The sequence below is a fragment of the Nocardia sp. alder85J genome (assembly GCF_020176955.2).
Lineage (GTDB): Bacteria > Actinomycetota > Actinomycetes > Mycobacteriales > Mycobacteriaceae > Nocardia.
Genome location: NZ_JAIUCZ020000003.1, coordinates 671,962 through 692,173, shown reverse-complemented (window position 1 = coordinate 692,173; position 20,212 = coordinate 671,962). Strand labels below are relative to the sequence as shown.

At 69.3% G+C, this 20,212-nt stretch carries 19 protein-coding genes; 18 read left to right on the top strand and 1 reads right to left on the bottom strand.

Going from position 1 to position 20,212, the window contains the following annotated elements:
- The first annotated feature begins 84 nt into the window (after positions 1–84).
- Positions 85–927: a DUF1266 domain-containing protein gene (locus LBW94_RS14385; protein WP_225053882.1), complete on the top strand. Its 843-nt coding sequence runs from the start codon at positions 85–87 to the stop codon at positions 925–927.
- A 28-nt stretch (positions 928–955) separates the two neighbouring features.
- Here LBW94_RS14385 and LBW94_RS14380 read toward each other — a convergent pair whose 3' ends face one another.
- The gene (locus tag LBW94_RS14380) at positions 956–1,888 is read right to left on the bottom strand and encodes a hypothetical protein (RefSeq protein ID WP_225053883.1); all 933 of its coding nucleotides are present in this window, start codon (positions 1,886–1,888) and stop codon (positions 956–958) included.
- 346 nt (positions 1,889–2,234) lie between these two features.
- On the opposite strand from LBW94_RS14380, the gene ftsH reads away from it, so the two are divergent.
- From ftsH to LBW94_RS14295, 17 genes are all read left to right on the top strand, one after another.
- Positions 2,235–4,613, top strand: a complete 2,379-nt coding sequence (ftsH, locus tag LBW94_RS14375) for an ATP-dependent zinc metalloprotease FtsH (RefSeq protein WP_225053885.1) — start codon at positions 2,235–2,237, stop codon at positions 4,611–4,613.
- 74 nt (positions 4,614–4,687) lie between these two features.
- Positions 4,688–5,308 (top strand): GTP cyclohydrolase I FolE, encoded by a 621-nt coding sequence (gene folE / locus LBW94_RS14370; RefSeq protein ID WP_225053887.1) that lies wholly within the window; start codon positions 4,688–4,690, stop codon positions 5,306–5,308.
- Between the two features lie 60 nt (positions 5,309–5,368).
- Entirely contained in the window at positions 5,369–6,316 is a 948-nt protein-coding gene (gene folP, locus LBW94_RS14365; protein WP_225053889.1) for a dihydropteroate synthase, read from the top strand.
- A complete protein-coding gene (gene folB / locus LBW94_RS14360; protein ID WP_225053890.1) occupies positions 6,313–6,696 on the top strand; it encodes a dihydroneopterin aldolase in 384 nt (127 codons plus the stop codon). Before folP ends, folB begins: the two co-directional genes overlap by 4 nt.
- Positions 6,693–7,235: a 2-amino-4-hydroxy-6-hydroxymethyldihydropteridine diphosphokinase gene (folK, locus tag LBW94_RS14355; protein WP_225053892.1), complete on the top strand. Its 543-nt coding sequence runs from the start codon at positions 6,693–6,695 to the stop codon at positions 7,233–7,235. The genes folB and folK overlap by 4 nt, the downstream gene beginning before the upstream one ends.
- A gap of 5 nt (positions 7,236–7,240) precedes the next feature.
- On the top strand, positions 7,241–7,711 hold the full coding sequence (locus LBW94_RS14350; protein WP_225053894.1) for a DUF3180 domain-containing protein: 471 nt from the start codon (positions 7,241–7,243) through the stop codon (positions 7,709–7,711).
- A gap of 169 nt (positions 7,712–7,880) precedes the next feature.
- Positions 7,881–9,413 carry a DUF6779 domain-containing protein gene (locus LBW94_RS14345; protein ID WP_225053896.1) on the top strand — a complete coding sequence of 511 codons (1,533 nt, stop codon included), beginning with the start codon at positions 7,881–7,883 and terminating at the stop codon, positions 9,411–9,413.
- A gap of 425 nt (positions 9,414–9,838) precedes the next feature.
- Complete coding sequence (locus tag LBW94_RS14340) at positions 9,839–10,750, top strand: Rossmann-like and DUF2520 domain-containing protein (RefSeq protein WP_225053897.1); 912 nt, start codon at positions 9,839–9,841, stop codon at positions 10,748–10,750.
- Positions 10,747–11,670, top strand: coding sequence for a pantoate--beta-alanine ligase (panC, locus tag LBW94_RS14335; protein WP_225053899.1), 924 nt, complete (start codon positions 10,747–10,749; stop codon positions 11,668–11,670). Before LBW94_RS14340 ends, panC begins: the two co-directional genes overlap by 4 nt.
- Positions 11,671–11,700: 30 nt before the next feature.
- Positions 11,701–12,120, top strand: coding sequence for an aspartate 1-decarboxylase (gene panD / locus LBW94_RS14330; RefSeq protein ID WP_225053900.1), 420 nt, complete (start codon positions 11,701–11,703; stop codon positions 12,118–12,120).
- 22 nt (positions 12,121–12,142) lie between these two features.
- A complete protein-coding gene (locus tag LBW94_RS14325) occupies positions 12,143–12,937 on the top strand; it encodes a type III pantothenate kinase (protein ID WP_225053902.1) in 795 nt (264 codons plus the stop codon).
- A gap of 187 nt (positions 12,938–13,124) precedes the next feature.
- A complete protein-coding gene (locus tag LBW94_RS14320) occupies positions 13,125–13,766 on the top strand; it encodes a cysteine dioxygenase (RefSeq protein WP_416276900.1) in 642 nt (213 codons plus the stop codon).
- A 5-nt stretch (positions 13,767–13,771) separates the two neighbouring features.
- Positions 13,772–14,194: a rhodanese-like domain-containing protein gene (locus tag LBW94_RS14315; RefSeq protein ID WP_225054408.1), complete on the top strand. Its 423-nt coding sequence runs from the start codon at positions 13,772–13,774 to the stop codon at positions 14,192–14,194.
- 192 nt (positions 14,195–14,386) lie between these two features.
- On the top strand, positions 14,387–15,853 hold the full coding sequence (gene lysS / locus LBW94_RS14310; RefSeq protein ID WP_225054410.1) for a lysine--tRNA ligase: 1,467 nt from the start codon (positions 14,387–14,389) through the stop codon (positions 15,851–15,853).
- A 117-nt stretch (positions 15,854–15,970) separates the two neighbouring features.
- Entirely contained in the window at positions 15,971–16,333 is a 363-nt protein-coding gene (locus tag LBW94_RS14305) for a histone-like nucleoid-structuring protein Lsr2 (protein WP_153338494.1), read from the top strand.
- Positions 16,334–16,538: 205 nt separating this feature from the next.
- Positions 16,539–17,162, top strand: a complete 624-nt coding sequence (locus LBW94_RS14300; RefSeq protein WP_225053905.1) for an FHA domain-containing protein — start codon at positions 16,539–16,541, stop codon at positions 17,160–17,162.
- A gap of 460 nt (positions 17,163–17,622) precedes the next feature.
- The gene (locus LBW94_RS14295; protein ID WP_225053907.1) at positions 17,623–20,160 is read left to right on the top strand and encodes an ATP-dependent Clp protease ATP-binding subunit; all 2,538 of its coding nucleotides are present in this window, start codon (positions 17,623–17,625) and stop codon (positions 20,158–20,160) included.
- The last annotated feature ends 52 nt before the right edge of the window (positions 20,161–20,212 follow it).

Here is a 20,212-nt window from a genome sequence, read left to right as displayed (position 1 = left end):
GAAAATACTGGGTTGCGAACCCGCCGACGCGAACCAGAGACCGAAAACCGTGCTCGATCAAGATCGATGCGACACAATCGGAGGATGGCTGCTGCCCGTGACATGCCGACCCTGACCACGTTTCCGTACGAGGAGCTGGATCGGCGGGAGGACGACCACTGGTCCGGCGCGCAGGTCTCCGACGACGAACTGCGGGCGCTGTCGCTGGGCGCCTTCTATTCGGCGCGCTGGGACGCGTTCCACGATGCGCTGCTGCTCGGTCCCGAACGCCAGCACCCGCTGGGTGACCGGCGCGAACTGGCCATCGACACCCTGACCGGCGCCTGGGGCATCACCGACGGCGCCCAGGCGATGGCGTCGATGGAACAACTGCTGGAGGGGATGCACGCCCCGCTGTACGAACTGGTGCATCCGCTGGTGACGGCCTCGGTGAACTCGCCCGAACGCGACCGGTTCGGCGAGCGGGCCGACCGGCACCGGGCCTTCCTGCGGCAGGTCGGCTCCTTCCGGGGCATGGACAACCCGGAGGCGCTGGTCCGCGACTACGACATCTGGTCGCAGGCGATCAAGCTGGGGCTGACCGACCATCTCACCCAGCCGCTGCCGGCCGACATCGCCGCGTGGGATCTGGCCCGGGTGGTGGCGGTGGCCCGGATGGCGTTCACCGCGGGCTACCTGGACGCCGACGTGGCCTGGGAGTACGTCATGCGGGCCCTGCCGCCGGCCCAGCGCCGGTACCGCAACTGGCGGCAGTTCGGCGACTCCTATCTGACCGGCTGGACCTACTGGCAGGCCTGTGAGGATCTGGCCGAACTCAAGTCCGGCGGTCTGGATCGCCGGCTGGAACTGCTGCGGTTGTGGATGCGGCCGACCAGCCCGTGGCGGCGCATCGGGCTGCGGGGCGACGGCGACGTCCAGGCCTCTTGATCGGTCCGGTTCGGGCGCGGTGGTGCGGTCAGTCGGGCAGTGAGCGCAGGATGCCGCGCCCGTAACGCTGGAACTGGGCGTCGTCCACCATGCCGAGGGAGTGCCGTTCCACCAGCAGATCCCATTCGGAATACAGCTGTGACACGCCCGGATCGGGCACGGCCACCGCGCCCTCGGCGGAGGCGCGCTGCACGGCGAAGTTGAGCGCGCCGATCACCCGATCGGTGTCGGCCCGGTCGGTGCCCGTGAAGTGCATGGTCAGATTGCCGTCGAACACGTCGATGCCGAAGTCGCCGCCGCTGTCGGGCGCCGAGTCGTCGGTGGGCTGGGCGGAGATCAGCGCCGCGATCGGCATCTCGTAGGCGTGCCGGGTGTCCGCGCCGACCGGGACGAACAGCATGCGCTCGGTGGTGACGGCCAGCACCCCGCGCCCGGCCGGGGGCGGCACGGTGTCGGTATCGGTGACCACCACCGCGGTCTCCAGGGCGAACTCGTCGGCGGCGACCAGCCGGTGCAGGGCGGTGACGGCCGGCCGGGTGTCGCGCTGCGGCGCCATCCGCTTCACCGCACGGTCCACATCGGCCCTGGTCGGCCCGCTGCGGCCCCATTCCGGCGCCGGCGGGGTGAGGTCCGGCATGGACATGTCGATGCGCTGGGTCTCCAGGATCTGGGCGTTGAGACGCTCCACGATCACCATCGCCGCCGGGACGTCGTGCTCGGCGATGAGTACCGGCAGGGGTGTCCGGTCGGCCGGGATCCCGGTGAGTACGGGTGTCGGGTATCGCAGGTAGATCTCGATGACGACGGCGTCGTCCGCGCGGCGGTTCAGCCGGACCTTGAGCAGCTCGGACACCGGAACGTCGAGCACCCGCTCGCCGTCGGTACCCGGTCGCAGCACTGTCAGCCGCCCGTCGCCGTGTCGCAGAATCGCTGTGGGTGTCCGTAGCTCGACTATGTCCATACCCCCTGCGCTCTTGTTGTGTTGTCACTCACAATAGGACCCGCATGCCATGATGAGGGGCATGCGGATGGACAGAGGCAGCGTCTGTCCGGGTCGGTCCCGGCACGAGCCGGGAACCAGAAGCATTCTCCGGCCGTTTACCTGTTGAACTGCGATAGCTGCCGAACTGCGCGATGTATCGAGTAGACCGTACGCGGTAACGTGGCTTGTCCGCATCCTTTTCCGCCGCAGTCGGCGGGAATCGAGCGGACGAGCACCGAACCGATCGCACGCCGACCTGATCGCACGCATAGTAGGCAAGCACCCGGAAGACACCGGAAAGGACTGGCCCGCCGGCCGACGCTCTATGAACCGCAAGACAGTGTTTCGCAACCTGGCCATAGTCGCGGGCATCCTGCTCGTGATCTATCTGGTCAGCTATTTCAGCAACGACACGCGCGGCTGGAAGAACGTCGATACGTCGGTGGCGCTCAGCCAGTTGCAGGACAAAGCCAACGTCAAACAGGTGCAGATCGATGACAAGGAACAGCAGCTGCGCATCACCCTGAACAAGGGCACCGATGCGACCAGCGGCTCGTCCCAGATCATCGCCAAGTACCCGGGCGGCAGCGAGGTGTCCGCCCAGGTCCTGAAGGACGTGCAGGACTCCGGCGCCCCCTACAACACCGCCGTCAAACAGGACAGCTGGTTCACCCAGGTGCTGCTGTTCGTGCTGCCGATGGTGATCCTGCTGGGCCTGTTCGTCTTCGTGATGGCCCGCATGCAGGGCGGTGGCCGCGGCGGCATGATGGGCTTCGGCAAGTCCCGGGCCAAACAGCTGACCAAGGACATGCCCAAGACCACGTTCGCGGACGTGGCCGGCGCCGACGAGGCGGTCGAGGAGCTCTACGAGATCAAGGACTTCCTCCAGAATCCGGCTCGCTACCAGGCCCTGGGCGCCAAGATCCCGAAGGGTGTGCTGCTCTACGGCCCGCCCGGTACCGGTAAGACGCTGCTGGCCCGGGCCGTGGCCGGCGAGGCGGGAGTGCCGTTCTTCACCATCTCCGGTTCGGACTTCGTCGAGATGTTCGTCGGTGTCGGCGCCTCCCGCGTACGCGACCTGTTCGATCAGGCCAAGCAGAACAGTCCCTGCATCATCTTCGTCGACGAGATCGACGCGGTCGGCCGCCAGCGCGGCGCCGGCCTCGGCGGCGGGCACGACGAGCGCGAGCAGACGCTGAACCAGCTGCTGGTCGAGATGGACGGCTTCGGCGACCGCACCGGCGTGATCATCATCGCGGCCACCAACCGTCCCGACATCCTGGATCCGGCGCTGCTGCGCCCGGGCCGCTTCGACCGGCAGATCCCGGTCAGCAATCCCGATCTGGCCGGTCGCCGGTCCATCCTGCGGGTGCACTCGCAGGGCAAGCCGATCGCGCCCGACGCCGATCTGGACGGCCTGGCCAAGCGCACCGTCGGCATGTCCGGCGCCGATCTGGCCAACGTCATCAACGAGGCGGCGCTGCTGACCGCCCGCGAACACGGCAACGTGATCACCGGCGCCTCGCTGGAGGAGTCGGTCGACCGGGTCATCGGCGGCCCGCGGCGCAAGAGCCGCATCATCAGCGAGCACGAGAAGAAGATCACCGCGTACCACGAGGGCGGCCACACGCTGGCGGCCTGGGCCATGCCCGATATCGAGCCGGTCTACAAGGTCACCATCCTGGCCCGCGGCCGCACCGGCGGCCATGCCATGACCGTGCCCGAGGACGACAAGGGCCTGATGACCCGCTCGGAGATGATCGCCCGGCTGGTGATGGCCATGGGCGGCCGCGCGGCCGAGGAACTGGTCTTCCACGAGCCGACCACCGGCGCCTCCTCCGATATCGATCAGGCCACCAAGATCGCTCGCGCGATGGTCACCGAATACGGCATGAGCGCGCGGCTGGGCGCGGTGCGCTACGGCCAGGAGCAGGGCGACCCGTTCCTGGGCCGCTCGATGGGGATGAACTCGGACTACTCGCACGAGGTCGCCCGGGAGATCGACGAGGAGGTGCGCAACCTCATCGAGGCCGCGCACACCGAGGCGTGGGCGATCCTCAACGAGTACCGCGACGAACTCGACGCGCTGGCCACCGCGCTGCTGGAGCGCGAGACGCTGCACCGCAAGGAACTCGAGGGCGTGCTGTCGACGGTCGAGAAGCGGCCGCGGATCACCGCGTTCAACGATTTCGGTGAGCGCACCCCATCCGACCGTCCGCCGGTGAAGACGCCGCGGGAGCTGGCCGCCGAGCGCGGCGAGCCCTGGCCCCCCGAGGTGCCCGCGACCGCACCGGTCCCGGTCGGCGGTCCCGCCGACGGCGGCAGCCGGCAGCCCGCCTACGGCTATCCGGTGCCCGCGCAGCAGGCCCCGCAGCCGTATCCGGTGCCCGGTGCCGGACAGCCCTACCCGCGTCCCGGCACGCACGGCTCGCGGCCGGACTACGGCGCCCCCGCCGGTTGGTCGGCCCCGGGCTGGCCGCCGGTCGAGGACGCCGAGGGCGGACAATCCGGTAGTGGCGGCACGCCGCCGGGCTACGGCGGTCAGAGCTACCCGGGCAGCCAGCCCTCCGCGGGCTGGGCGCCGGCCGGTGGCATCCGCTACGGCCGGGGCTGGAACCGTCCCGACCAGGAGCAGTCGGGTCGTCCCGCACCGAATGGAGACGGCGAGTCGAGCGAGTGGGACGGTCCGAACGGCCGGCACTGATCGGCTGTGGTTACGCTCGATTATCGGGGTGCCGAAAGATTGCCGGTGCCCGAGATGTTGTGGAGGTGTCCCGAGTGTCGGTCAACAACCGTGTCGTTTCCGGTCCCGTAGCGCTCGAGACCGGTCGCCCCTTCGATCAGGCACGAGCCGAGGCGGCGGTCCGGGAATTATTGATCGCGGTCGGCGAGGACCCGGATCGACCGGGTCTCGTCGACACCCCGTCCCGGGTGGCCCGCGCCTACCGCGAGGTGTTCGCGGGGCTCTACACCGAGCCCGACGCGGTGCTGAACACCACGTTCGACGAGGGGCACCAGGAACTGGTGCTGGTTCGTGACATCCCGATGTACTCCACCTGTGAGCATCATCTGGTGTCGTTCCACGGGGTCGCGCACGTCGGGTACATCCCCGGCACGCACGGCCGGGTGACAGGTCTGTCGAAGCTGGCCCGGCTGGTCGATCTGTACGCCAAGCGGCCGCAGGTGCAGGAGCGGCTCACCAGTCAGATCGCCGACGCGGTGATGCGCAAGCTGGATCCGCGCGGCGCGATCGTGGTGGTCGAGGCCGAGCACCTCTGCATGGCGATGCGCGGCATCCGCAAACCGGGTGCGAGCACCACCACCTCGGCGGTGCGCGGCCTGTTGCAGACCAACGCGTCCTCGCGCGCCGAGGCGCTCGATCTCATCCTTCGCAAATAGCGTCGCGACAGCCGGAGACCGGCGGCGACAGGCAGAAAAGGATAGGCGAAGATACTGCCCATGATCCCCCTGATCACGCCTCGCGCCGGACGGTCCTGTGTGGTCATGGGAGTCGTGAATGTGACCAGCGACTCCTTCTCCGACGGCGGCCGGTACCTCGATCCGGTGCTGGCGGTCGAGCACGGTATCCGGCTGTTCGGCACGGGCGCCGACATCATCGACGTGGGTGGTGAGTCCACCCGGCCGGGCGCGGTGCGGGTGGATCCCGCGGCCGAGGCGGCCCGGGTGGCGCCGGTGATCCGGGAACTGGTCGCCGCGGGCGTCCCCACCAGCGTGGACACCATGCGGGCGAGCGTGGCCGCCGCGGCGATCGAGGCGGGGGTATCGGTGGTCAACGACGTCTCCGGCGGCCGCGCCGACCCGGATATGGTCCGGGTCGTGGCGGACGCCGGGATTCCCTGGGTTCTCATGCACTGGCGGGCGGCGGCCGACTATCGGCACCCGGGTCCGGCGGAGCACTACGACGACGTGGTCACCGAGGTGATCGACGAATTGTCGGCACAGGTGGATCTCGCGCTGGCGGCGGGTGTGCACCCGAGCCGGCTGGTGCTGGATCCGGGCCTGGGTTTCGCGAAGAACGCCGAGCACAACTGGGCGCTGCTGCACGCGCTGCCGCGGCTGGTCGGGCAGGGGCTGCCCGTGCTGGTCGGCGCGTCCCGCAAGCGTTTCCTGGGGTCGCTGCTGGCCGAACCGGGCGACGGCGACGCACCGGCGATTCCGCGCCCGCCCGACGGCCGCGAGGTGGCGACGGCCACCGTCTCGGCGCTGGCCGCCTGGCACGGCGCCTGGGGGGTGCGGGTGCACGATGTGCGGTCCTCATTGGACGCCGTGGCGGTGACCGACGCCTGGCGGCGCGGCGGCGCGGGGACGGCGAACCCGGCGGACACCGCCGCGGGAACGGGTACGAACGCGATCGACGCGGATCGACGGCGACAGGGAGTCAGGTGAGTACCGATCGGATCGAACTGCGCGGCCTGCGCGCGTTCGGCTATCACGGCGTGTTCGACTACGAGCGGCGCGACGGTCAGGAGTTCGTCGTCGACATCACCATCCGGACGGATTTCGCGGCGGCCGCGGCCACCGACGATCTGGCCGCCACCATCGACTACGGCATGCTCGCCGAGCTGGCGGTGCGCATCGTGGCGGGCCCGCCGCGCGACCTGATCGAGACGGTGGTGTCGGAGATCGCCGATGCCGTACTGGCCGCCGATCCCCGCATCGCCGCGGCCGAGGTGACCGTGCACAAACCCTCGGCGCCGATCCCGCACACCTTCGCCGACGTCCGGGTGGTCACCACCCGCACCCGCACCCCCGAGGCGGTGTCGTGAGCCGGGCGGTGCTGTCGATCGGATCGAATCTCGGTGACCGGCAGGCGCATCTGCGCAGCGTCACCGACGCGTTCGCACCCTGGCTGGTGGCGGTGTCGCCGATCTACACCACCGCGCCCTGGGGCGGCGTGGAACAGGACGACTACCTGAATGCCGTGCTGGTGGTGGACGATCCGGCCGCCGACCCCCGGGAGTGGCTGCACCGCGGCCGGCGGCTGGAACAGGCCGCGAACCGGGTCCGCGAGGTGCGCTGGGGCGCGCGCACCCTCGACGTGGACGTGATCTGCTGTGCCACCGCCGATCCGGCCGGCGGCCCGGCGACGCCGGTGCACAGCACCGATCCCGAGCTGATCCTGCCGCATCCCCAGGCCCACCACCGGGCCTTCGTCCTGGTGCCGTGGCTGGCCGCCGAACCCGACGCGACGCTGGAGGTGGACGGCCGATCACTGCCGGTGCGGGAGCTGCTGGCCGCCCTCGATCCCGCCGAGCGGGACGGGGTGCGGCGCACCGATCTGACGCTGGGGGCGGTCTCCCGGTGAACGTCATGAAGCCGACCAGGGTACTGGACCTGACGGCGAACGTGCTGGTCGCGGCGGTCGTCGCCTGGATCGCCACGCGCTGGGCGTATTCCAGCTTCCCGCCGATCACCGCGATCGCGGGCGCCTCGCTCTATCCGGTCGCGGCGCTGGAGGCGGTGCTGGGCTTCGTGGTCCGGGCCCGCGTCGGCGACGAGCGGATCGGGGACGGGCCGCGGCAACTGCATCCGATCACGGTGGCCCGGGCGGTCGCACTGGCCAAGGCGTCCGCGCAGGTCGGATCGCTGGCCGCCGGAGTCTGGCTGGGGTTCCTGATCTGGGTGTATCCGCAGCGGCCCACCCTGCACGCGGCGGCGTCCGACACCCCCGGCGCCATCATCGGTCTGGTGGCCGGCTTGGCCCTGGTGGCGGCCGCACTGTGGCTGGAGTATTGCTGTCGCGCGCCGAGCGAGCCACCGGACGAATCTGCTACCGCGTAGTTATCGATGCGTTCCTTATCACCTGTTCAGAAACGCGCCGGATTCAGCTGAGCAGGCTACCCTTGCGGGCATGGCTCCACCCTCCCGTAGCAGTGCTTCCCGGCGGCACCGGGGTGACACGGGGAAACTTGTTCTCGGCCTTTTGATTCTGCTCGGTCTGATTGCCAGTGTGTTCCTGATCTTCAGTGACAGTCTGCAACTGGTCCGGATCGGCCTGGTGGCCGCGCTGTGGGCGGCCGTGCTCGGCGCGCTCGCGGCGACGCGATATCGCCGGGAGTCGACCGACGATCAGGTCAAGATGCGTGACCTGCAGAAGGTCTACAAGTTGCAGCTGGAACGCGAGGTCAGCGCGCGCCGCGAATTCGAGCATCAGGTCGAATCGCGGGTTCGGGAAGAGGTCGGTACCGAGTCGGCCGAGTTGGCCGCTCTGCGTGCCGAACTGGCGGTATTGCGGGAGAACCTGCAGCGGTTGTTCGACGGAGTCCAGATGGACCACCGGCCCGCTCTGCACGCCGACGCCTTCCGAATTCAGGAACTTCCGAGCGCGTCGTCGGCGAACGGTAACCACACGGATACCGACTGGGACCCCTGGAACGCTCCACCGCTGTCCTCCCTCTCGATGACTCCGGTCTTCGAACCGGACCACCCCGAGCCGCCCGCCTTCGCCAGCCCGTACGACGATCCGGTGACCGCCGAGACGTCGATCGTGCCGCCGGAGAACGCCGAACCCGATCCGACCGCCGATCCGCATCCCTCCGACATCTCGTTCGCGGCCTTCCTGGATTCGCACGCGTCGGAGACCTTCGCCAGTTTCGACGACTACCGCACGGGCGTGTTCGACCCGTTCGATCAGTTCGAGTCGTTCGGCCTGCCGCAGCCGGGTGTCCGGCACACCGAGCCGATCGCCCGCACAGGCGACCGGGAGACCGACCGCGACCGCCGCGCCGATCGTGACCGTCGTGACGAATCCGGCTGGGGCGAACCGCAGGACCGGCCCTCCTGGCCGGCCGGAACCACCCGGAACGACGCAGCCCGGCCCGGTGACCCGGCCCGCGACCCCATGGCCCGGCCCGCCGACCCGGCCCGCGACGACAGGGACTGGGACGACGAGGACTGGCCCGGTGAGGCGCTGCGAGACCGGTCCGGCAATCCGGCCTGGCCCGGACGTCCGCCTCGGGACGAGCCGGCCCGGCCCGCGGAACCCACCCGGGACGAGCCGGGCCGGCCCCGGGATGCGTTCCGGGGCAACGGAACCGGCGCAGCTGCTCCGACCCCGGACGAGACGGCTTGGCCGGGCGGACCCGCTCGCGGCGCCGAACCGTGGGCCGGGGACGCGATCCGCGGCAACGCCTCCTGGAACGGTGACGCCCCCCGGCCCGCCGAAGCGCCACGCGGTGGCGCGATCTGGGACCGCGGCGCCACCCGGGAACCCAATGTGGCCCGCGAGCCGGGCCCGGCCCGCGACGCCGCGCCGCGCGACGGTGACCGGTCGGCCCGCAACGGCTGGGAGCCGCCCCCGGCCCACCCGACGGCGCCCGGCTGGCAGGACCAGCAGCAGCCGCCCGCGGCGGAGGAACCCCCGATCGGCACCGCCGGCGCCCGTCGCCGCCGCCGCGCGGCGGAGGGCAGCACCCACCGCCTCTCGGTCGCCGAGATCATGGCCAACCTGCGCTCGGAACAGGACGACGACCCCAAGCAGTGAGCCGTCGATGCCCGGTGACCCCCGGTGGGCCGCCGGGTATCCACAGCGATTGCCCACCCGGACCACTGCGTCCCGCGTTGCCCGATTGCCACCGGCGAGCGCTGCGAGTCTCGGATGTCGGGTTGTCCCGGGCGGTGTGCCGATGTGGGCCTGCCTGGGTTGCCCGGTGTCCACAGTGGCCGAGCTGTGCAGGGCCCTGGACGGGCGGGTTGTACCCGGCAGCGCGTTGTGTGAGGGCCGCCGCGGTGGTCGTCGGTGTCCACCACTGCGGCCCTCGGCGGCGGCGAGCGCCCCGTGAGGCGAACATCACGGCCGTGATGCTGGCCGCGGCCGTGGCCGCCCGCCTATCCTCGACTCGGTAAGTCCGGTACCTGCGCTTTCGCGGGACTGGAACTGTGTCGAAGCATCATTTCGAGAGGACAACGGTGACCTCCAGTCACTTTGCGCCTGCACGTCTGACGGTGGGAATCGTCTCGGCGGGACGCGTGGGTTCGGCGCTGGGCGCCGCGCTGGAGCGTGCCGGACATGTGGTGTTCGGGGTGTCCGCGATTTCCGACGCCTCGGTGCGCCGGGCGCGCGCACGGCTACCCGAATCGCAGATCCTGCCCGCCGCCGAGGTGGCCGCTCGCAGCGAACTGCTGATTCTCGCGGTGCCGGATGCCGAACTGTCCGGCCTGGTCGCGGGCCTGGCCGCCGCCGCGGTGGTGCGTCCGGGCGCGATCGTGGCGCACACCTCCGGCGCCAACGGGATCGCGGTGCTGGCCCCGCTGACCGAGGCCGGTGCACTCCCGCTGGCCGTGCATCCGGCCATGACCTTCACCGGCCACGACGAGGATCTGACCCGGCTCGGCAATGCCTGTTTCGGGATCACCGCCGCCGACGAGATCGGCTACGCCATCGCGCAGTCGCTGGTCATCGAGATGGGCGGGGAGCCGGTGCGGGTGTCCGAGGAACATCGCACGCTGTACCACGCCGCCCTCACGCACGGCAGCAATCACCTGGTCACGCTCATCGTCGACGCGGTCGCCGCGCTGCGGTCCGCCCTCGCGGGTCCGGGCCTGCTGGGGCAGCCGCTGGTCGACGAGCAGCCCGGCGGCCTGGCCGAGCGCATCCTGGCCCCGCTGGCGTCGGCCGCGCTGGACAACGCGCTGCGCCGCGGCCCGGCGGCCCTGACCGGCCCGGTGGCCCGGGGCGATGTCGCCGCGGTGTCCGCGCATCTGGACGCCCTCACCGCCCTCGATCCCCGCCTGGCCGCCGGCTATCGCGCGTTGTCGCTGCGCACCGCCCACATGGCCGGATCCGATCCCGGCCTGACAGATCTGCTGGAGGACCGTTGACGGCCGACCCGACCACCCTGCGCGCGAGCTACCGGCCGGGCGAGCTGACCGTGCTGCACGATCCGGCCCGGCTGTCCGCGGTGTCGAACGCGTTGCGCGCGGTGGGCCGCACGGTCGCCCTGGTGCCGACGATGGGCGCGCTGCACGACGGGCATCTGGAACTGGTCCGCCGCGCCAAGCGCAGCAATCAGGTGGTGATCGTCTCGATCTTCGTGAACCCGTTGCAGTTCGGCGCGGGCGAGGATCTGGACGCATATCCCCGCACCCTCGACGCCGACGTGGAACTGCTGCGCGAGGCCGGGGTGGAACTGGTCTTCGCACCCAGCGCCGCCGACATGTACCCGGACGGGCCGCGCACGACCGTCGTGCCCGGCCCGCTGGGCGCCGAGTTGGAAGGGGCGGTGCGGCCCGGTCATTTCGCCGGAATGCTGACCGTGGTGGCGAAGCTGTTCCAGATCGCCCGCCCGCACGAGGCGTTCTTCGGTGAGAAGGACTATCAGCAGCTCACCTTGATCCGGCAGCTGGTGCGGGACCTGAATTTCGAGCTGCGGATCGTGCCGGTGGCGACCGTCCGCGAGCGCGACGGCCTGGCGATGTCCTCGCGCAATCGCTATCTGGATCCGGTGCAGCGGGAGTTGGCGACGACGCTGTCGGCCGCGCTGGCCGCGGGCCGGCACGCCGCCGGGCTGGGACCGGACGCGGTGGTCGCCGCCGCGCGGACCGTCCTCGACGAGGCGCCCGGGATCGACGTCGACTACCTGGAACTGCGGTCCGCCGATCTGGGCCCGGTCGGGGGGCCGGGCTTCAGCGGCAACGCTCGCCTGCTGGTCGCCGCCCGGATCGGCGGCACCCGGCTGATCGACAACCTGTCCGTGACGGTCGGGGTGTCGGCCGACGGCCACCCCACGTCCCCGGCCTGACGGCCGTTTCGTTCGAGAGAGGCGACGACGATGTTGCGCACCATGATGAAGTCGAAGATCCACCGCGCCACGGTCACCCATGCCGACCTGCACTACGTCGGCTCGGTGACGGTGGACCCGGATCTGATGGCGGCCGCGGATCTGCTCGAGGGCGAGCAGGTCTGCATCGTCGACATCGACAACGGCGCCCGGCTGGAGACCTATGTGATCGCCGGTGAGCCGGGTTCCGGTGTGATCGGGATCAACGGCGCCGCAGCACATCTCGTACATCCCGGCGATCTGGTGATCCTGATCGCCTACGGCCAGATGGACGAGGCCGAGGTACGCGAGTACGCGCCGCGGGTGGTGTTCGTCGACGACCGCAACCGGCCGGTGGATCTGGGTACCGACCCCGCGCACGCGCCGGACGGTTCCGGACTGTCCTCGCCGCGCTCGCTGACCGTCGCCTGAGCCGCGAGCGAGGCCCGGCGCCATGCTGCTGACCATCGACGTCCGGACGGCGAGCATCAGCCTCGGCGTCTTCACCGGCAGCGGATCGCACGCGAAGCTGGCCCGCACCTGGCGGGTGCACACCAATCCGCTGCTCACCGCCGACGAGTTCGCCATGCAGGTGCGCGGGCTGCTCGGCGACCGGCTGGAGCAGGTGGTCGGGGTCGCCGCGCTGTCCACGGTGCCGCCGGTGCTGCGCGAACTGCGGACCATGCTGGGCCGCTACTGGGGCGAGGTGCCGCACGTCCTGGTCGAACCCGGGGTGCGGACCGGGATTCCGCTACTGGTCGACAACCCCAAGGAGGTGGGCGCCGACCGGATCGTCAATTGCCTGGCCGCTCACCAGCGCTACCAGTCGGCGGCGATCGTGGTCGATTTCGGCGCCGCGACCTGTGTGGACGTGGTGTCGGCGAAGGGCGAGTTCCTCGGTGGCAGCATCGCGGCGGGGGTCGAGATGGCCACCGAGGCGCTGGTGTCGAACACCGCGCTGCGGCGGGCGGAGCTGGCCCGGCCGCGGTCGGTGGTCGGCAAGAACAGCATGGAGGCCCTGCAATCCGGGGCGATCTTCGGTTTCGCCGGGCTGGTGGACGGTCTCATCGATCGCATCCGCGACGAACTCGACGCACTGGCCGGCGACGATGTCGCGGTGGTGGCGACCGGCGCCGCGGCCCCGCTGATCGTGCCGGAATCGGAGACCATCGAACATCACGAGCCGCACCTGACCCTCGACGGTCTGCGGCTGGTCTACGAACGCAATCAGCAGCAGCGCCGCCGGTGAGTGTGGTTCGCCACAGCATCGGGGGTAGCGGCGGGCCCCCGACATGCTGTTAGACTGCCTCTCGTGTCTTTCCGCATGAGCACCCAGGAGTGTTGTCGAGGCTGATATCGCCTCGGCTGTTGTCGGGGCTTCGAATGCCCGGCCGACCACTTCTCCTGGAGATTCGCTCATGCGTTCTTCTGTCACCATCCCTGTTGCCGTATCCACCGGTTCCGCCCTCGCGCCCGGCTCCGTTCTCGCGCCCGGCGCGGACCGCGTCCGTTCGCGCCCGCTGCCGTCGGACATCGTCGATCGGCCGGTGGCCTCGGCGCTGCCCACCCGGTTGCGCCCGGCCGATCTGCTGCGGCTCACCGATGAAGGTGCCGAGGACGTGCTGGCCGGCCGCTACGACCATCTGCTGCCGACCGGCGGCGCCTGGCCCGCGGCGAACCGCTGGGCGACCCGATTGCAGGCCGACGACGAGGTCGACGTCTGGCTGATCAGCTGGGTGCCGGACAAGTCCACCGAATTGCACGACCACGCCGGCTCCCTGGGCGCACTGACCGTGCTCAGCGGTGCGCTGTCGGAATTCCGTTGGAACGGAAGAGAATTGCGGCAACGAACACTGTCCGCCGGCGATCAGGCGTCGTTTCCCCTGGGATGGGTGCACGATGTGGTGCGCGCCCCCGATCATCTCGCCGGTCCGGGCGGGCCGCAGGACCCGACCTTGTCGGTGCATGCGTATTCGCCGCCGTTGACCGCCATGTCCTATTACGAGATCACGGGTCACGGATCGCTGCGGCGCACCCGGACCGTCCTCACCGATGAGCCCGAAGGCGATGTGAAATGACCCACCTGACCATCGATCGGATGCTGGAGAACGCGCGGGCACAACTGCGGCGGATCTACGCCTTCGAAATTCCGCAGGCGATCGCGCGCGGTGCGCTGCTGGTCGATATTCGCCCGCAGGCGCAGCGCGTCCGCGAAGGCACGCTGCCGGGCGCGCTGGTGATCGAGCGGAATGTGCTGGAATGGCGGCTGGATCCGACCAGCTCCGCGCGACTGTCACTGGCCGCCGACCACGACGTGGAATGGATCGTGGTCTGCTCGGAGGGCTATACCTCCAGCCTGGCGGCCGCGGCGCTGCAACAACTCGGCCTGCATCGGGCCACCGATCTGGTCGGCGGCTATCAAGCCTTGAAGGCGGCCGGACTGTTGTCGGCGGCGTCCCGGGCGCCACATTTCGCGCGTGAGGTCAACGCACTGGCCTCGCTGTGAATTCGTACCCGAAGCGATGCTGATTCGTTACCGCTTCGGGGGTGCTCGCCCGGCCCGCAAATGGGTTCGAGGCGCACGATAGGCTGGTTCTCCGTGAGCATCACGAACCCCCCTTCGTCCGGTTCCGGCCGGGTCGGCGCATCCGCCGGGCAATCCCGTCCTGCCGCAGTGGAAGTCGAGCTGCCCGAGCAGATGCGGATTCGCCGGGAGAAGCGGGAGCGGTTGCTGGCGGCCGGGGGCGAGGCATATCCGGTGGTGGTGCCGCGCACACACACGCTGGCGGAAATTCGCGCGGCCTATCCCGAACTGGCGGCGGATACCCGAACCGGACTCGAGGTAGGCGTCGCGGGGCGCATCATATTCATGCGCAATACCGGCAAGCTGTGTTTCGCGACGCTCCAGGAGGGTGACGGCACCCAGTTACAGGCGATGATCAGCCTCGCCGGTGTCGGAGCCGATCCGCTGGCCGCCTGGAAGGCCGATGTCGACCTCGGTGACTTCGTATTCGTGCACGGTGAGGTGATCACTTCCCGCACCGGCGAATTGAGCGTCATGGCCGACTCCTGGTCGATGGCGGCCAAGGCGCTGCGCCCGCTGCCGGTGGCCTTCAAGGAGATGAACGAGGAGGCCCGGGTCCGGCAGCGGTATGTCGATCTGATCGTGCGGCCGGAGGCGCGGGAAATGGCGCGTACCCGGGTCGCGGTGGTCCGCGCATTGCGTAATGCGCTGGAGCGCAGGGGTTTTCTGGAAGTCGAGACCCCGATGTTGCAGACCCTGCACGGCGGCGCCGCGGCCCGGCCGTTCGTCACCCACTCCAATGCCCTCGACATGGATCTGTACCTGCGTATCGCGCCGGAGCTGTTCCTGAAGCGCTGTGTGGTCGGCGGTATCGAGCGGGTCTTCGAGATCAATCGGAACTTCCGCAACGAGGGCGCCGACTCCACACATTCGCCGGAGTTCGCGATGTTGGAAACATACGAGGCGTATGGCACCTACGACGATTCCGCGCGGATGATGCGGGAATTGATCCAGGAGGTCGCCGACGAGGCGTACGGAACCCGGGTGGTCACGTTGGCCGACGGTACGGAATACGACTTGGGTGGCGAGTGGACCACCGTCGAGATGTACCCGTCGCTGTCCGATGCCCTCGGTGTGCAGGTCACGCCCGAAACGACGGTGCCGGAATTGCTGGCGCTGGCGGATCGGGTGGGACTGGAAATTCCCGAGGGCAAGGGCTACGGCCACGGCAAACTGGTCGAGGAACTGTGGGAGCACAGCTACGGCGACAAGCTGTACGCGCCGACTTTCGTACGCGACTTCCCGGTGGAGACCTCCCCGCTGACTCGGCAGCATCGCGACAAGCCGGGCGTCACCGAGAAGTGGGACCTGTACGTGCGCGGCTTCGAGTTGGCCACCGGCTATTCGGAACTCGTCGATCCCGTGATTCAGCGCGAGCGGTTCATCGATCAGGCGAGATTGGCCGCCGCGGGTGACGACGAGGCGATGCGCCTGGACGAGGACTTCCTCGCCGCGATGGAACAGGGGATGCCACCGACCACCGGTACGGGTATGGGAATCGATCGCTTGCTGATGGCGTTGACCGGGCACGGAATCCGGGAAACGATACTGTTCCCAATTGTGCGTCCGGCCGCACGCTGAGCATCGCTGAATCGAATGTCGAATCTTCGTGTTGGAAATCTCGGAATTCGAGGTATTCTCAACTCGGGTATCGGCCCCGGTTAGCGGGTCGCACGATTTCGAGAGGACGTTCATCTCATGGCAAAGAAGGTCACCGTTAGCCTGATCGACGATGTCGACGGTGAGTCCATCGCGGACGAGACCGTCGAGTTCGCGATCGACGGTGTGTCGTACGAGATCGACCTGTCCGCGGCAAATGCGGCAAAGCTTCGCGACGGGCTGGAGGAGTGGGTGTCCAACGCGCGCCGGGTCAGCGGCCGGCGGCGCAGCAAGCCCGCCGGTACCGGCACCGGTGCGCCGAAGAGCCGGGTCTCGATGGATCGCGAGCAGAGCGCCGCAATTCGCGAATGGGCGCGCCGTAAGGGCCACAAGGTCTCCGCGCGTGGCCGTATCTCGGCCGACATTACCGAGGCTTACAACAAGGAGGTCGGCCGCAGCTAGCGGCTTTCCGCCGCTGCCGCCCGGAGGAATCGCACCGGCCCGGGCGGCGGCGGTATTTCATTCCTTTTCCGCATGACCGGGAACATGGCCGGGGGACGTGTCGGTCGTGGCGCGCGGGTGCGATCTTGCTCGGGGTGCGGTCGCGCGGCACCATGGAAACCGTGCGAACACCTCACCCACCCAGGCAGCCCGAGGTATCGCTGTAGTGACCGCATTCCACGGATCGTTCCTGCGATTCACCGACGACACCGGCAGGCAGCAGGAACTCGTACTCTCACCGGATCGTCAGCGCCTGACCATAGGGCGCTCCCCGCAGGCGGATGTGGCGCTGTCCTGGGACGCCGAGGTCTCCCGACTGCACGCGGCGGTGGAATATCTCGGGGCGCACTGGACCATCGTCGACGACGGCCTGTCGCGCAACGGCACCTTCGTCAACGGGGAGCGGCTGGTCGGCCGTCGGCGGCTGGTGGCCGGCGACCGGATCCGGATGGGTACCTCGATGATGTCCTTCCACGATTTCAGCGGCGTGGTCGACGACGCCACCCGCACCTCGACCGCCTCGTTGCCCACGCTGCGCCAGCTCACCGATACCCAGCGCGCGGTGCTGATCGCACTGTGCCGTCCTTACAAGAACAACGCGGGCTTCGCCACCCCGGCCTCCAACCAGCAGATCGCCAGCGAGCTGTTCCTCAGTGTGGACGCCATCAAGACGCATCTGCGCGCGCTGTTCGGCAAGTTCGGCGTGGAGGATCTGCCGCAGAACCAGAAGCGGGTGCGACTGGCCGGACTGGCCTTGCAGAGTGGCATCGTCACCGAGCGGGACCTGTGAGGCGGCCGGGCGATGTCCGGAGCCGGGCGGCCGCACCGATGCCGCCCGGCGGCGCACGATGCGCGCGTTCGCGGCGTTGCCGGACCGTCGCATTCATCCGGAATATCCGAATCATTCGGATCCGGCCCCCGGCGCCACCGGCCGAGCCCGCCGCCGCCGCGCTGACCGGGCGCGATGCGGGCCCCGGCCGCCCACCGCCGGCGCCCGCGGCCCGGATCGCCACTGTTCGCTGAGGGCATATCCGTCACGGAAACGTTCTCTGTAGCAGCCACGTTATGACTGAATGAGTCGCGTTGTCGCCGGTTCGCAATAGGGTGGACGGACGACGGCAGTGACCCCCGCCCACTAGAGTGGAGGCGGGGACGTGCAACCCCAGGGCTTCATGGCAGGCTGGCTCGCACAACCGAACACACGGTGGCGCCGGATTGCCGTCGAAAGCGGAGCAGGAAGTGAGGGAGCGATGTTCGAGAGGTTCACCGACCGCGCGAGGCGGGTCGTTGTCCTGGCACAGGAAGAGGCCAGGATGCTCAACCACAACTACATCGGCACCGAGCACATCCTGCTGGGCTTGATCCACGAGGGTGAAGGTGTCGCGGCGAAGTCCCTGGAGTCCCTGGGTATTTCGCTGGAGGGTGTGCGCAGCCAGGTGGAGGAGATCATCGGGCAGGGCCAGCAGGCGCCGTCCGGTCACATCCCCTTCACCCCGCGCGCCAAGAAGGTGCTGGAACTGAGCCTGCGGGAAGCCCTGCAGCTCGGCCATAACTACATCGGCACCGAGCACATCCTCCTCGGCCTGATCCGGGAGGGGGAGGGCGTCGCCGCCCAGGTGCTGGTCAAGCTCGGCGCCGACCTCAACCGGGTGCGTCAGCAGGTCATCCAGCTGCTGTCCGGGTACCAGGGCAAGGAGCCGGTCGAGTCCGGCGCCCGCGGCGAGTCGGGCACCCCGTCCACCTCGCTGGTGCTGGACCAGTTCGGCCGCAACCTGACCCAGGCCGCCCTCGAGGGCAAACTCGACCCCGTCATCGGCCGCTCGAAGGAGATCGAGCGGGTCATGCAGGTGCTGAGCCGCCGCACCAAGAACAATCCGGTGCTGATCGGCGAGCCCGGCGTCGGCAAGACCGCCGTGGTCGAGGGCCTGGCCCAGGCCATCGTCAACGGCGAGGTCCCGGAGACGCTGAAGGACAAGCAGCTCTACACCCTGGACCTGGGTTCGCTGGTCGCCGGCAGCCGCTACCGCGGTGATTTCGAGGAGCGCCTGAAGAAGGTGCTCAAGGAGATCAACACCCGCGGCGACATCATCCTGTTCATCGACGAGCTGCACACGCTGGTCGGTGCGGGTGCGGCCGAGGGCGCCATCGACGCGGCCTCGATCCTGAAGCCGAAGCTGGCCCGCGGCGAGTTGCAGACCATCGGCGCCACCACCCTCGACGAGTACCGCAAGTACATCGAGAAGGACGCCGCCCTGGAGCGCCGGTTCCAGCCGGTCCAGGTGGGCGAGCCGACCGTCGAGCACACCATCAACATCCTCAAGGGCCTGCGCGACCGGTACGAGGCGCATCACCGCGTCTCCATCACCGACTCCGCGCTGGTCGCGGCGGCCACCCTGGCCGACCGCTACATCAACGACCGCTTCCTGCCGGACAAGGCGATCGACCTGATCGACGAGGCCGGCGCCCGGATGCGCATCCGCCGTATGACCGCCCCGCCGGACCTGCGCGAATTCGACGACAAGATCGCCGAGGCGCGCCGGGAGAAGGAATCGGCGATCGACGCCCAGGACTTCGAGAAGGCCGCGCGCCTGCGCGACAAGGAGAAGCAGCTGGTCGCCAAGCGCGCCGAGCGCGAGAAGCAGTGGCGCTCCGGTGATCTGGACGTGGTGGCCGAGGTCGACGACGAGCAGATCGCGGAGGTGCTGGCCAACTGGACCGGCATCCCGGTGTTCAAGCTCACCGAGGAGGAGACCACCCGCCTGCTCCGCATGGAGGATGAGCTGCACAAGCGGATCATCGGCCAGGAGGATGCGGTCAGGGCCGTCTCCAAGGCGATCCGCCGCACCCGCGCCGGCCTGAAGGATCCGAAGCGCCCGTCCGGCTCGTTCATCTTCGCCGGTCCGTCCGGCGTCGGTAAGACCGAGCTGTCCAAGGCGTTGGCGAACTTCCTGTTCGGCGACGACGATGCGCTCATCCAGATCGACATGGGCGAGTTCCACGACCGCTTCACCGCCTCGCGGCTGTTCGGCGCCCCTCCGGGCTACGTCGGCTACGAGGAGGGCGGGCAGCTCACCGAGAAGGTGCGCCGCAAGCCGTTCTCGGTCGTGCTGTTCGACGAGATCGAGAAGGCCCACCAGGAGATCTACAACACCCTGTTGCAGGTCCTGGAGGACGGTCGCCTCACCGACGGCCAGGGTCGCACGGTCGACTTCAAGAACACCGTGCTGATCTTCACCTCGAACCTCGGTACCTCCGACATCTCGAAGGCGGTCGGCCTCGGCTTCACGCAGTCGAATGCCGAGGGCTCGAACTACGAGCGGATGAAGCTCAAGGTCAACGATGAGCTGAAGAAGCACTTCCGGCCCGAATTCCTCAACCGCATCGACGACGTGATCGTCTTCCACCAGCTGACCACGGATCAGATCGTGCAGATGGTCGACCTGATGATCAACCGCGTCGCCACGCAGCTGCGGAACAAGGACATGGAGATCGACCTCACCCCGCAGGCCAAGGCTCTGCTGGCCAAGCGCGGCTTCGATCCGGTGCTGGGCGCCCGCCCGCTGCGCCGGACCATCCAGCGCGAGATCGAGGACCAGCTGTCGGAGAAGATCCTCTTCGGCGAGATCGGCCCCGGTCAGGTCGTCGACGTGGACGTCGAGGGCTGGGACGGCGAAGGCACCGGCGAGAACGCGAAGTTCACCTTCGCGGGCCGGGCCAAGGAGTCCAAGGCAGAGGCCGAGCCGGTGGCGGCCCTCGCCGGCGAGGGTGCCGCGGCCTCCGGAGAGTAGTTCTCACCGAAAGCCCCGCCGCTCCGGGTTCGCCCGCAGCGGCGGGGCTTTC

Coding starts and splice junctions, on each gene's coding strand:
- LBW94_RS14385 (WP_225053882.1), top strand. CDS start 85: ATGGCTGCTGCCCGTGACATGCCGACCCTGACCACGTTTCCGTACGAG.
- LBW94_RS14380 (WP_225053883.1), bottom strand. CDS start 1,888: ATGGACATAGTCGAGCTACGGACACCCACAGCGATTCTGCGACACGGC.
- ftsH (WP_225053885.1), top strand. CDS start 2,235: ATGAACCGCAAGACAGTGTTTCGCAACCTGGCCATAGTCGCGGGCATC.
- folP (WP_225053889.1), top strand. CDS start 5,369: ATGATCCCCCTGATCACGCCTCGCGCCGGACGGTCCTGTGTGGTCATG.
- LBW94_RS14350 (WP_225053894.1), top strand. CDS start 7,241: ATGAAGCCGACCAGGGTACTGGACCTGACGGCGAACGTGCTGGTCGCG.
- panD (WP_225053900.1), top strand. CDS start 11,701: ATGTTGCGCACCATGATGAAGTCGAAGATCCACCGCGCCACGGTCACC.
- LBW94_RS14325 (WP_225053902.1), top strand. CDS start 12,143: ATGCTGCTGACCATCGACGTCCGGACGGCGAGCATCAGCCTCGGCGTC.
- lysS (WP_225054410.1), top strand. CDS start 14,387: ATGCGGATTCGCCGGGAGAAGCGGGAGCGGTTGCTGGCGGCCGGGGGC.
- LBW94_RS14305 (WP_153338494.1), top strand. CDS start 15,971: ATGGCAAAGAAGGTCACCGTTAGCCTGATCGACGATGTCGACGGTGAG.
- LBW94_RS14295 (WP_225053907.1), top strand. CDS start 17,623: ATGTTCGAGAGGTTCACCGACCGCGCGAGGCGGGTCGTTGTCCTGGCA.